The organism is Anabaena sp. TISTR 8404, from assembly GCF_056847745.1.
In genome coordinates this window covers 371,794-384,443 of the sequence record NZ_CP180578.1, presented here as the reverse complement: position 1 = coordinate 384,443, position 12,650 = coordinate 371,794, and the positions used below count along the sequence as shown (strand labels likewise).

Genomic DNA, 12,650 nt, shown 5'->3' with positions numbered 1-12,650 from the left:
TCTGCGAATCGCTGTTGATTTGGTTAAGTTGTGTAGTCGGCGTTGATTTTCACGTAGTCGTAACTTAAATCACAACCCCAAGCTTTACCTGTACCATGACCATTACCAACGCTGACGGCAATAATTACAGGATTATCTAAGCGTTGAGTTTTGATATTGCTAGGATAATCGGTGGCTGCTTGTTTTAAATATGCGCTGGCGGCGGTGCGGTCAAATTGCAGAGGTTGACCATTTTCTAATAGTAAGAAATCTCCTAACTTAATTTGCAAGTTATCTTGTTCAAAGGGTACACCTGCACGTCCGGCGGCGGCGGCGATGCGTCCCCAGTTGGGGTCACGCCCAAAGATTGCAGATTTAACTAAAGATGAACCTGCAATAGTTTTGGCGATTTGTCGTGCTGCGAGGTCATCATGAGTTCCGGTAACTTGCACTTCTATAAGACAGGTTGCACCTTCACCATCTCGTGCGATCGCTTTAGCTAAATGCTGGCATACTGCTGTTAGCATCGCCTCTAATTTCTCGGCTTCTGCACCCATCTCGGTAATTGCTGGGGTGCGAGATTGACCATTTGCCAAAGCTATTAAGCTGTCGTTGGTGCTAGTATCGCCATCTACGGTAATGGAATTAAAGCTTTTATCTGCGACTCTACTCAACATTTGCTGCCAAAGATGGGGAGAAACAGCCGCATCACAGGTGACAAATGCCAGCATAGTTGCCATGTTGGGGTGAATCATGCCGGAACCCTTGGCGATACCACCAATTCTGACTGGGCGGTCATGTAATGTTGTTTCTAGAGCAATTGATTTTGTCACTAAATCTGTGGTGATAATTGCCCCAGCCGCCGCATCAGAACCTGTCTCCGAGAGGCTGGCTACTAGTTTGGGAATCCCACTGCGTAAAGCATCCATCTTGATGCGTTGACCAATTACACCAGTAGAAGCGAGCAAAATCAATTCTGGGGAAATATTTAATTCCTTCGCTAACAACTCGGCACTTTCTTGGGCATCACGTACACCTTGACTACCTGTAGCGGCATTGGCTTGTCCGGCGTTGCAGAGAATAGCACGAATGCTAGGTTTGGCTTGTAAGCGTTGGCGACAATAATCTACACAGGCAGCTTTGACTTGAGATGTGGTAAATACACCAGCTGCGATCGCCTCTACATCCGATACTATCAAAGCTAAATCTGGCAATCCCGACGGTTTTAATCCTGCGGTGATTCCTGCGGCTCGATATCCTTTAGGAGCAGTCACACCACCAGTAATTTCTTGCCAGTCTGCCATTTCTACGTTCCCCCACAAAATTAGCGGCTTGACTGGCGATTATACCAATAGTCAATAGTCAATAGTCAATTGTCATTTGTACATTCCCCACTCCCTATATCTATTGAAAAAGGAGAGCTACTTGAGCAGCTCTCCAGATCATCAGGGTGCATCTACTTAACACAGCATATCATTTTTGCCATGAGGAGTATCACCCATTATTTGTTTTTTTGTATAAATATTGTTAAGAATTTAACCGTAGATTACTTAGATATAAAATTTTAAATGAAAACGGTAAATTTCATTACTAGCCTGTGTCACATTCAAAAATGCACATTGAGCTTTGATGGTTATGTTTGATTATTTTTAATTTGTTTTATGGAATGTGTGACTATCTCCTGAATATGAATCCAGTAAGTTAACTGTTCTGCTTACCAAATCAAGATTTTAAATGTGATAGAAACATAACTTCCTAGCTAAAAAATAAGGAGAGAAGCTGGGGCTACTCTCCGGATCATTAGGGTGCATCTACTAAGCACAGGATAACTTGTTATTTGTGAGGGGTATTACTTAGCAGACTGTGATTTTAGTAAATATACTGTAAAGAAATTACTGAGCGAACACAGCATAAAATGCTTGATTGCCAAGAATTTACTGTCAATCAATTTAGCCATTCAGCTTTTTCTCTACCAGTTCGTTAGTTAACTTCGGATCAGCACGTTTGCTGGTCTTTTTCAGCACTTGCCCAACAAAGAAGCCTTTGAGATTAATGTTACCGTTACGATATTTCTCTAGTTCTTTGGGGTTAGCAGCAATCACTTCATCGACAATCGGTTCTAGGATACTGGGGTCGGTAATTAGTTCTTGACCTGCAAAAGCTTTTTCTGGAGTCACACCTTGGAGTAAATCTGGCAATTTTTCTTTAGCTTGGGCGTTGCTAATTTTGCCCTTCTCAATGCGGGTGATGACTTCAGCCAAGTTAGCCGGAGTTAAAGCAATATCAGTAATACTGAGTTTTTGCTTGTTGAGATATGCGGCGATATCTTGAGTAATCCAGTTAGCTGCTGCTTTGGGATTTGCACCTGCGGCGATCGCTGCTTCAAAATATTCGGATACGTAACGCTCTTCTGTCAAGACTCGTGCATCATAAGCCGAAAGCCCTAATTCAGTTTCGTAACGATGACGCTTTTGGGCGGGGAGTTCTGGTAGTTCGCTACGCCATGCTTCTAATTGACTATCAGACACCTCAATAGGTGCTAAATCAGGTTCGGGGAAGTAGCGATAATCGCTGGAACCTTCCTTCGTCCGCATACTAATTGTGCGTTGTGAACCTTCTTCCCATAACCGCGTTTCTTGAATGATGCGTTCTCCGGCTTCCACAGCGGCAATTTGGCGTTCAATTTCGTATTCAATCGCGCGTTGAATGGCGTTGAAGGAGTTCATATTTTTAATTTCTACCTTCGTGCCGAATTTTTCTTGTCCGACGGGGCGCACGGAGATGTTAACATCACAACGCAACGATCCTTCCTGCATATTCCCGTCACTCACACCGAGATAACGCAAAATCCGGCGTAATTCTTGGGCGTATTCTGCCGCTTCTTGTCCCGAACGAATATGTGGTTCTGAGACAATTTCGACTAACGGCACACCTGCACGGTTGTAGTCTACCAAAGAATAGCTCGAACCAGACAGGCGATCGCTTCCCGCATGAACTAACTTACCCGCGTCTTCTTCCATGTGCAGGCGGGTAATACCAATGCGTTTCCGCACAGGATTTCCTTCAGCATCTACCAACTCAATTTCTAACCAACCATGTTCAGCAATGGGGAGGTCATATTGAGAAATTTGGTAATTTTTCGGTAAATCAGGATAAAAATACTGTTTACGGTCAAATTTGCTATATTTAGCGATTTGGCAATTCAATGCTAAACCTGCCTTCACCGCGTACTCTAGAACTTTTTGGTTGAGTACGGGTAAAACCCCTGGTAATCCCATACACACAGGGTCAATGTTAGTATTTGGATCAGCACCGAATGCCGTAGAGCTACTAGAGAAAATTTTGGTATTCGTACTGAGCTGACAATGGGTTTCTAGACCAATAATCGCTTCGTACTCAGTTTTGACCGGAGTAGCAGAAGTCATAAAATTAAAAGTTCGACCAATTTACACGTAAATTACTATTTTAGCTTCGCCTTGACTATTTCTTGCTGTGATGCGTAGACGCTTTGCGGCTTGTCGAGAGACATCGTTGCAGTATGCTCTATGGTAGGAAAAATTGCTACTATAGAGCAAAAAGTTAGTATTACTATGCCTAACGTCGAAAAAATCAGTGTTGCCCTGACCCCAGAAATGGCAGCTTTGGTTCGTAATGCTGTAGAGTCAGGGGAATATGCTAGTAGCAGTGAGGTAATTCGTGAAGCACTGCGCGAGTGGAAGCAAAAACGTTTACCTCAATTACAGAATGTTGAAAAGCTAATAACTAAACCACAATTAGATTTAACAGAAGAAGAGAAATTAGCTAAATTAAATAAATTATTTGGGGCGTGGAAAAATCAACCAGATTTAACAGAAATATTTGCAGAAGTTGACCAGCAACGCCATACCTATCAAGGTAGAATCATAGACTTAATTGATAATCGGGATAAAGACTAATGTATCTGTTAGACACTAACATTTGCATTGCGTTGCTCAAAGCAGACCCCCAAGTAGTAAAGAAATTTAATCTCTACTTTAGTCAATGTTATCTATCCACAATTGTAGTTGCAGAACTTTATAAAGGTGTTTACTATTCTCAACAATTAGCCAAAAATCAAGAAACTTTGCAGCAGTTTCTTGATTTATTACTAATAGAACCATTTTCTCTAAACACAGCTTGTGAATTTGGTAAAATTCAAAGTGAACTCAAAACAATTGGCAAACCAACTGGCGAAGTAGATGCTTTAATTGCTGCTGTTGCTCGTTCTTGCAACGATATTCTCGTGACTAATAACATCAAAGATTTTATTAATATTCCTAATTTACAGTTAGAAAACTGGCTGGACAATTAGAGGATTAACAACATAAAGATACAAACTATGACTCATCAAATATATACAGCTGATATCTTAGTTGTCGGCGGGGGAACTGGTGGAACTGCTGCGGCTATCCAAGCAGCGAGAATGGGAGTTAATACTATTTTGGTAAGTGAGTTTTCTTGGTTGGGAGGAATGCTGACTTCCGCTGGAGTGTCTGCACCGGATGGAAATGAATTAATTGCTTGGCAAACGGGGTTATGGGACGCGTTTTTACAAGAATTACGACAACGCCAACCAGGAGGTTTAGATAACAGTTGGGTAAGTTTTTTTAGTTACGATCCTGCTGTGGGGGCGGAGATTTTTGCCCATTGGGTGCAAGAATTACCAAATCTGCAATGGATTTCTGGATACGTACCATTGGAAGTTTTACAGCAGGAAAATTGTATTACTGGGGTGCGGTTTGCTGATTTTACTGTGCAAGCCAAGGTAATTCTCGACGGTACAGAATTGGGTGATTTATTGGCGTTGGCGGAAATACCTTACTGTTGGGGTTGGGAGTTGCAAAGTGAATGGGAAGAACCCAGCGCCCCAACTAGTTATAATGCTCTGACGGAGAGATATCCAGTGCAGTCACCAACTTGGGTAGTAGTTATGCAAGACTTTGGTGATGCTGTTGCACCTGAAATTCCGGCTGCGCCTAATTATAATCCGGCGCTGTTTGCTGGTGCTTGGGAAAACTATGGTGCAGAGAAATTTTTGAATTATGGACGCTTGCCAGGCGATCGCTTTATGATTAACTGGCCCATTAAAGGTAATGATTACGGTGAAGATGTCGCACGTTTGCTAGAGTCAGAAGCATCTAAAACTGAGTTTCTCCAAGAATGCCGTTGGCACAGTCAAAATTTTGCTCATTTTATCCAAAATCAGTTAGGTCGTCGCTACGGTTTAGCAGAGAAGGTGTTCCCTGGGACTGATACTGCTGTTGCATTACATCCTTATTACCGTGAAAGTCGCCGTTTAGTAGGACTTACAACAATTCGAGAACAAGATATTTTACCTGTAGCTGGAGGTAGAGTTGCATCTTTGTTTCCAGATGCAGTTGCTATTGGTAACTACGCCAACGACCATCATTATCCAGGGTTTGATTTACCACTACAACCAAAATCAATTCGCTGGGGGGGACGCTGGACGGGAACGCCGTTTACTATTCCTTACCGTTGTTTGGTTCCGGCGACTACAGACGGTTTATTAGTGTGTGAAAAAAATATTTCTGTATCGCACATAGCTAATGGTGCAACAAGATTGCAACCTGTGGTGATGGGTATCGGTCAAGCTGCTGGTATGGCTGCTGCTATGTGCGTTGAGTTGGGTTTACAACCGAGAGATTTATCAGTTAGGGCTTTACAGAAAGCATTATTACAAGATAAGCAAGCACCTGCTGCGATCGCACCTTTATTTAATCTAGATTTTTCTCCCAATCATCCACAATGGTTATCGACGCAACTAGATTATTTAAACCATCCTGAAGATTATCCTATCAGCGGTAATTGCCCTAAAATCTCATTGGTTGAGGAAGTATCAACCCAAAATTGTGACTGTTTAACAGGTATTTTCCAACGCATAGATCAGCAGAATTACCAACTTATAGTGACTGAACCATCTGCGTATCAAGGTCAAACTTGGCAACTAGTAACTTTGCGATCGCACGTAGATGATCAGCTACAAATTGCTTTAAATGAACAATTGATTACTGTTTGGGGAAGACTGAATTTCTCTGGTAATTGGTTATTAGTTGATAAAATCAACTGAAATATTGCAAAGTTGTTTGATTTTAAGCTAATCGTCATTTAGAATGCACCATTTTCATGGTAAAAAGCTGCAAACCTCTCCCCTGCTTCCTGCCCCCTTGCGGCCTCAATGTGCAAATTAAATTCTTAACAGCTTAGAAGGGTAAGAACTGAAGTAGAACTGAGCCAAGACCACTGACAAAGTCAAAGAAACTTGCTTTGCCTGTAGTAACATTTTCTTTGTAAGGTGTTTGTAATTCTTTGATAAAAGCCTGTGCTGTTTGGGTTCCAGTGCCATTTTGTTGGGTACTAAATAGTTTTTCGGCTATTTGGGCATCTTCAAACGCACCTTGACGATCAAATAGTTGGTATTTGGCAACACCACGAGCTAAGTAAGCACCTGCGTATTCTGGTTTAGCTGCGATCGCCTGACTGAAATACTTAATTGCTTGTTGGTGGTTGCCTTTTTGCCCTTCGGCTATTCCCCAAGCATAAAACTCTTCTGGTGTCGCGACTTGTAACGGGATACCAATTGCTCCTTGAAAGTTAGCTCCCTGAAGGTAAGCACTAGTAAATTCGGCATTTCCTAAATAAGCATTTCTTAAATCTGCACCTGCAAGATTTGCCCCATTGAATTTAGCTTCTGTTAAGTTAGCACCAAATAATCCCGCACCGCTTAAATTTGCACCTCGTAAATCAGCACCAGTTAAATTAGCACGGCTGAGGTTTGCACCTGTGAGATTAGCACCACTCAAATTAGCCCCAGATAAATCAGCTAAAACTAAACCTGCACCTGTTAAATCGCAGTTTTGGCATTGTTTGGTAGCTAATAACTGTCTGAGATGTTCGGAATTAGCTGCTTGGGCAGTTGTGTTCAGACTGAGGGCGCTGACAAATATGATTGTGGCTAAAATAGGGCTTTTCATACTCGATTTTGTAATATTTACTGCTCAAAACTCAAAATTAGGCTATAAATTTATACTTCAGCCTATGATATGAAGAGTTTGAGCAGTTTGCCCTCAGTATATGCCTAGATTACTTAATGAATTTGCGTGACAGCAAACTCTCTCGGCTGATAAAAATCGGTTTGTTGACTTGTCTTGGTTGGATAAGACCATCCTATCTCTGCAATTAAGCGTAAGACTAATGTTAAAATCGTTGCAAGTAAGAGTTTTTCTAGCATCGTCCTCACCCCACGTCCGCCAAGCAATAATCGCAACTTATACTAATATTAAGTATAATTTATATTTACCCCAAAGGCTAAGTCAGACTTGCTTGAGGCTCAATGATTCAGATCTAGTTTTTGAGTGATATTGATCACACATAAGCCCTAAATTCTTAACCCTCTTGTTGCTGAAACTGGCTCAATAACCAAGCACCAACTTCAGATTAATTCCTTTCATAGCTACGGAGTAAAACTTCTTTGTTACTTGGAAAAAAATTCAAATAAAACTTCCTTCTCTATGAGGAGATAGAGGTTAGGAAAGGTGGATTTTGTTAAACTCAGCTTTCTATTAAGATTATTTTTAGCTGTATTCTCAAATCTTAAAAAATGAGTTTTAGAGACTGGGCAACTAGGGTGCTATTAATTTCTCTAATGTTTACTGCTTTGAGTGTGGCACTCTTGATCGGCAAAATAAACCAATCACAGACTAATGTCATAACGCCATCAAATCAAGAAATTACTACAGATTGGAGTGAATACCCCCACGCACAATTGCAATTATCAAAAAACCAACCAGCAAAATCTCAAGATTTACCTAATTCTTCAATCAAGACGAACCAAAATCCTGGAAGGTATAGAACTACAGAGGCTTTTGCTAGATATAAGCCGAGATATGAAATTGCTGCGGTAGATCCAAGTAATTATGGCGATCGCTATGCTAAAGATATTAATGGTGTACCAGTTACCAATCAACCAATCATAGTACTACATGAAACTGGTTATTCTGCCGCCAGTGCAATTAATTTCTTTCAGACACCGCATGAAGATGAAAGTGTGCAAGCCAGCTATCATACAATAATTAAATTAGATGGAACTGTTGTTTATTTAGTACCACCAGAAAAGCGAGCTTTTGGGGCTGCTAACTCAGTATTTGAAAGTATTAATGGCGTTGAAACTGTACAGACTAATCCTAGTTTGCCACCATCTGTAAATAATTTTGCTTATCACGTTTCTTTAGAAACACCGCCCGATGGACGTGGTGATAATTATATCCAAGCTCATAGTGGCTATACGCAAGAGCAATATCATTCTCTAGCTTGGTTAATTGCTCAAAGTCAAATTCCAGAGGATCGCATTACTACCCATCAAGAAGTTGACCGTTCTAGTCAAAAAATTGATCCAGTAAGTTTTAATTTTGAGCAATTCTTGACTTTACTAAATACCTATCGTGAAATCAGCCCTGTTTATCGAGCGCAGAGATAATCAATAAGTCAAAAGTCAAAACTAGATATTGAGTTAAAGAAGCTTGTCAACAGCACCACTAAACTGCTCGTAGGGTGTAACTCCCACAATTTTTTCTGCTAACTCGCCATCTTTGAATATTAAAACTGCGGGAATGCTGCGAAGACCAAATTTTTTAAACAGTGGCTTATTATTATCTACATCTACTTTAACAACCTTGACGCGTCCTTTGTATTCCTCTGCAAGTTGCTCCATTAATGGACTGACAAGGCGACAGGGGCCGCACCAAGTAGCAGTAAAATCAACAACTAGCACTTTTTCTTGACTTAACAGAGCATCAAATTCACTTTCTTCAATATAAGTAACTATATCGGTTTCGGTAGACATTTTGAAATTCCTCAATATCAAACTAAAATTTCAAGAACTAGGTAACTATACAGAGTATATAGTAAGAGCGATCGCAAAACGGCATAAAAAAATCGCTGGTATGAGCGGGGTTAAATAAATATGCCTACAGATATCTTATTTAAACACTGGCAGCACACACTCCAAAAATTTGGAGTTGACCAATGCAATATTAAAGCCACTTTTGCACAATTAGTTGAGGCATATTCTGCGGCTGGTCGTCATTATCATACATTAAAACATATTCATTATGTTTTAAATAAAATTCAGAGTTTGCAAGCTTATGCCAAAAATTTCCCTGCTGTACAACTTGCAGCTTGGTTACATGATGTGGTTTATGATACTCAAGCTCAAGATAACGAAGAAAGAAGTGCAGAATATGCTTGCCAATTGTTAAATAGTTTGGCAATTCCTACTAAAGATATCATAACTGTTGAACATCTGATTTTGAATACCAAACATCACCAAGCTACTGCTGATGATATTGATAGTCAAATTTTATTAGATGCTGATTTAGCAATTTTAGCTGCTGCTCCAGTTGATTATCAAGAATATGCTAATGCTATCCGTCGAGAATATGCTTGGGTGAAAGAAACTGACTATATTCAAGGTCGCAAACAAGTCCTAGAAAATTTTTTGCAAAGACATCATATATATTTTACACCTCTGATGATTGAAGTGGCGGAAACATCTGCTAGAGCTAATCTGCAAGCAGAAATTCATAGACTTTCTTGTAGTCGGTAGGCTGTTCCACATAAAAATAACTAGCCCAAGAAAGCAAAAGCTAAAAGTCAAAATGCCAAAAAATCATTGGTATTTTGTTAGGTTATTTCCTATTTTTGGATGATGACCTTATTTATACTGCACTCTAATAATTAAGTTAAATTTGTTATTTATTCTTTGGTCTTACCTTAAAAATTAGAAAATTCAGTGGTTTGACAATTTCCACTAGGTTCAAGATGAGTCTTCAGAAAGACTACGGATGTATATTGAAACTTCAGCCATTACTTCCGTGATTTTATCATGGCATATTAAAGAGATACAAAATAAAATTGCGATTAAATACAGTCAATGCTTGCTATTAACTTTTAGTTGAATTATCAAACATTGTAACCTGTTATTCAAAATCATCAATCAACGGATGAGTATTTTAAAAAGTGCAAAATTAAACTTCAAGCTAAATCGGTTGCGCTTCCTGTCATACATAGCAATTGGTGGACTAATTTTTTATGTTAACTCTAATTTAGAATTTAATTATCTAGTTAAATGTTATTTAGCATTAATGGAATCTCAAGTATGTATACTTATATTTTATTTACTAAATTCTAAATATTTCAAATAAATAAAATCATTACAATTTTATCTAATTACTCAAGTCAACAATTTAGGAGACGATATGAAAAGTAAACCTACAGCAATTTTACTTTGTTTTTTCTTTGGTTGGTTAGGAGTTCATAAATTTTATTTAGGAGAAAATGTAGCAGGTATATTGTATTTGCTCTTTTGTTGGACTTTAATTCCTTCATTCATAGCTTTTATTGAGTTTTTCCTGCTAGTTTTTATGACAGATGCAGACTTTGATGCCAAATATAATCAAGGCAGATCAATTACAGTCGGTTCAGTAAAAGATACAACTACTGCATTAGCTGATTTGAAAAATCTGTATGATTCTGGTGTAATTACCGTAGAAGAATATGAAGAAAAACGCCAGAAACTTTTAAAAAATCTGTAATTAAAGATAAATTTTATTTAAGATTGTGATACAAGCTAATTCTTGGTTTCAAAAAACTCCAACTTGGTTATGGTTTACAATAATTCCTACATTTGGGGGTTTGGCTATTACTTATGCAGGCTACAAATCCAAAACTAAGATTTGGATGATACTGGGTATAAGTATAACTGGGATAGCTTTTGTTCTTTCTGGCAATAGCGTGATAGTTTCTTTGACATGGCTATTTCAAATTGCTACTGCTATCTATATCAAAAAAAGTTTTTTAGTTAAAACTTACCCCAAAAATTGGCTTTTGCCTGAGGATAACGAACTGGCTAAATCAATTGCTATTAATCGAGAGAAGATAGATATTAACCAATGCTCTAAACATCAACTAGTCAACTATTTGGGACTACCGATAGTTTATGCAAATAATATTGAATCGCTCCTCAACGAAGGATACATTTTTACCCATGCAGAAGAGTTAATAGAAATTGCCGGGATTCCAGAAAAACATATAAATCGGATTGCCTTGTTAATTACATTTAACTACGACTATAAAAAAGAAGCTGATTTTTCTTGGAGACGCTTAAATAGATATTCAACTTCAGAATTAGTTGCTTGTGGATTAGATTTAGCGATCGCTCAAAAAATTGTAGCTGAAAGAGAACTCCGAGGTGAGTACAAATCAATGATTGAAGTTACTCAACGCACTGGCTTACCCTTTAGTAGTTACTCTCATCTCGCCTAAACTTACCCATCTTTCCGTGTTCTTCATGCAAATTACCAAATTTTATGCCAAGGTTCTTGTTGAACCTTGGCATTTTTTTACGATTTTCTCTCACTCTAAGAGGATGTTTGAAAAGAGGCGATCGCCCCGATGTAAGCGTTCCGCAATTTGGTAAGTTTCTCCTTGAGAACGTATGGTGGGTGAATAAACTGCTAAATACCGTGACCTTTTGCATCTATCCTGGGGTTTAAGTTTTAGGAAGTGCTGAGATTTGTAAACTAATTTAGTCACTTTTTAAAACTTGAATAAAATTATGTTGCAGTCAGAACTGTAACAATGACTGACTCGAATATCATAATTTCCTAGACCGCATACAATCATTGAACAAAGTGGATAGCCATAAAGAAAAAATCTTGGTGGTAGACGACGAAGCAAGCATTCGCCGGATTTTAGAGACGCGCCTTTCTATGATTGGCTACGATGTGGTTACTGCTGGCGATGGCGAAGAAGCATTAGAAGCGTTTCGCTCCCATAACCCGGATTTAATTGTTTTGGATGTGATGATGCCAAAACTAGATGGTTATGGTGTCTGCCAAGAATTACGCAAACAATCAGATGTGCCAATCATCATGCTCACAGCCTTGGCAGATGTAGCAGACCGAATCACTGGTTTGGAATTAGGCGCAGATGATTACTTAACTAAACCATTTTCGCCAAAAGAGCTAGAGTCGCGGATTCGTTGCGTACTGCGGCGACGGGCCAGCAAAACAACTGCTGCTGGAATTCCCAGTTCAGGAATTGTTTCTGTAGGCAATCTCAAAATCGATACGAATAAACGACAAGTCTACAAAGGTGATGAGCGAATTCGATTAACAGGTGTTGAATTCGGCTTGTTAGAGTTATTGGTGAGTCACTCAGGGAAACCTTTTTCTCGTGGAGAACTATTGCAGCAAGTTTGGGGTTATGCGTCTGAACAACATGTAGATACGCGTGTGGTGGATGTGCATATCTCCCGATTACGGGGCAAGTTAGAAGATGATCCAAACAATCCAGAGCTAATTCTCACTGCTAGAGGCGCAGGCTATCTTTTTCAACGAATTACAGAATGAAAAATTGCTACAGTGTTCTCCCTGCCTTAGCTATTCGTGAGTTTAATGGCAAACTAGCTCAAGACGATCGCATAGATTTGAGTTTGATAGCCATTGCAGAGGGACTGACTTTAGCACGCAAGCATAATTAGAAAGTTTTTTCTCTTAAAAAATAAAAACCCGCCCTTGAAAGCGTTGCGACAAGCGGTGGGGTTTTTTCTCTGTCTTTTTATACGGAAATGGTAT

The 12,650-nt window shown here is 39.3% G+C and carries 15 protein-coding genes; 9 read left to right on the top strand and 6 right to left on the bottom strand.

Translation table 11 applies throughout. From position 1 onward, the window contains the following. Positions 1-23: 23 nt before the first annotated feature. Both argJ and gatB read right to left on the bottom strand, forming a co-directional pair. Positions 24-1,283: a bifunctional ornithine acetyltransferase/N-acetylglutamate synthase gene (argJ, locus tag ACMX3D_RS01805; RefSeq protein ID WP_482749788.1), complete on the bottom strand. Its 1,260-nt coding sequence runs from the start codon at positions 1,281-1,283 to the stop codon at positions 24-26. A 645-nt stretch (positions 1,284-1,928) separates the two neighbouring features. Then, positions 1,929-3,404 (bottom strand): Asp-tRNA(Asn)/Glu-tRNA(Gln) amidotransferase subunit GatB, encoded by a 1,476-nt coding sequence (gene gatB, locus ACMX3D_RS01800; RefSeq protein ID WP_482749787.1) that lies wholly within the window; start codon positions 3,402-3,404, stop codon positions 1,929-1,931. Positions 3,405-3,569: 165 nt separating this feature from the next. On the opposite strand from gatB, the gene ACMX3D_RS01795 reads away from it, so the two are divergent. Genes ACMX3D_RS01795 through ACMX3D_RS01785 form a run of 3 tightly spaced genes read left to right on the top strand, consistent with a single transcriptional unit; the run spans position 3,570 to position 6,085 of the window. Beyond that, the gene (locus ACMX3D_RS01795; RefSeq protein ID WP_482752259.1) at positions 3,570-3,914 is read left to right on the top strand and encodes a ribbon-helix-helix domain-containing protein; all 345 of its coding nucleotides are present in this window, start codon (positions 3,570-3,572) and stop codon (positions 3,912-3,914) included. Beyond that, entirely contained in the window at positions 3,914-4,309 is a 396-nt protein-coding gene (locus tag ACMX3D_RS01790) for a type II toxin-antitoxin system VapC family toxin (RefSeq protein WP_482749786.1), read from the top strand. Before ACMX3D_RS01795 ends, ACMX3D_RS01790 begins: the two co-directional genes overlap by 1 nt. A gap of 27 nt (positions 4,310-4,336) precedes the next feature. Next, the gene (locus tag ACMX3D_RS01785; RefSeq protein WP_482749785.1) at positions 4,337-6,085 is read left to right on the top strand and encodes an FAD-dependent oxidoreductase; all 1,749 of its coding nucleotides are present in this window, start codon (positions 4,337-4,339) and stop codon (positions 6,083-6,085) included. Positions 6,086-6,218: 133 nt separating this feature from the next. Here ACMX3D_RS01785 and ACMX3D_RS01780 read toward each other — a convergent pair whose 3' ends face one another. After that, positions 6,219-6,989, bottom strand: coding sequence for a pentapeptide repeat-containing protein (locus ACMX3D_RS01780; protein ID WP_482749784.1), 771 nt, complete (start codon positions 6,987-6,989; stop codon positions 6,219-6,221). Positions 6,990-7,102: 113 nt separating this feature from the next. Next, positions 7,103-7,246, bottom strand: coding sequence for a hypothetical protein (locus ACMX3D_RS01775; RefSeq protein ID WP_482749783.1), 144 nt, complete (start codon positions 7,244-7,246; stop codon positions 7,103-7,105). A gap of 369 nt (positions 7,247-7,615) precedes the next feature. On the opposite strand from ACMX3D_RS01775, the gene ACMX3D_RS01770 reads away from it, so the two are divergent. Further along, positions 7,616-8,491: an N-acetylmuramoyl-L-alanine amidase gene (locus ACMX3D_RS01770; RefSeq protein ID WP_482749782.1), complete on the top strand. Its 876-nt coding sequence runs from the start codon at positions 7,616-7,618 to the stop codon at positions 8,489-8,491. A 33-nt stretch (positions 8,492-8,524) separates the two neighbouring features. Here the strand turns inward: ACMX3D_RS01770 and trxA are convergent, their stop codons facing one another. Continuing rightward, positions 8,525-8,857, bottom strand: a complete 333-nt coding sequence (trxA, locus tag ACMX3D_RS01765; protein ID WP_482749781.1) for a thioredoxin — start codon at positions 8,855-8,857, stop codon at positions 8,525-8,527. A 120-nt stretch (positions 8,858-8,977) separates the two neighbouring features. Between trxA and ACMX3D_RS01760 the strand changes: the two genes are divergently transcribed. The 3 genes from ACMX3D_RS01760 (at position 8,978) to ACMX3D_RS01750 (ending at position 11,337) form a co-directional block, all read left to right on the top strand. Next, positions 8,978-9,619 carry an HD domain-containing protein gene (locus tag ACMX3D_RS01760; RefSeq protein WP_482749780.1) on the top strand — a complete coding sequence of 214 codons (642 nt, stop codon included), beginning with the start codon at positions 8,978-8,980 and terminating at the stop codon, positions 9,617-9,619. Between the two features lie 652 nt (positions 9,620-10,271). Continuing rightward, positions 10,272-10,607 (top strand): NINE protein, encoded by a 336-nt coding sequence (locus ACMX3D_RS01755; RefSeq protein WP_482749779.1) that lies wholly within the window; start codon positions 10,272-10,274, stop codon positions 10,605-10,607. 25 nt (positions 10,608-10,632) lie between these two features. Continuing rightward, positions 10,633-11,337: a helix-hairpin-helix domain-containing protein gene (locus ACMX3D_RS01750; RefSeq protein ID WP_482749778.1), complete on the top strand. Its 705-nt coding sequence runs from the start codon at positions 10,633-10,635 to the stop codon at positions 11,335-11,337. A gap of 90 nt (positions 11,338-11,427) precedes the next feature. On the opposite strand, the gene ACMX3D_RS01745 is transcribed toward ACMX3D_RS01750, so the two are convergent. Beyond that, positions 11,428-11,607, bottom strand: a complete 180-nt coding sequence (locus ACMX3D_RS01745; protein ID WP_482749777.1) for a hypothetical protein — start codon at positions 11,605-11,607, stop codon at positions 11,428-11,430. Positions 11,608-11,705: 98 nt separating this feature from the next. On the opposite strand from ACMX3D_RS01745, the gene rpaB reads away from it, so the two are divergent. Continuing rightward, positions 11,706-12,425, top strand: coding sequence for a response regulator transcription factor RpaB (gene rpaB / locus ACMX3D_RS01740; protein WP_482749776.1), 720 nt, complete (start codon positions 11,706-11,708; stop codon positions 12,423-12,425). Beyond that, positions 12,422-12,556 carry a hypothetical protein gene (locus ACMX3D_RS01735; RefSeq protein WP_482749775.1) on the top strand — a complete coding sequence of 45 codons (135 nt, stop codon included), beginning with the start codon at positions 12,422-12,424 and terminating at the stop codon, positions 12,554-12,556. Before rpaB ends, ACMX3D_RS01735 begins: the two co-directional genes overlap by 4 nt. Positions 12,557-12,650 lie beyond the last annotated feature (94 nt).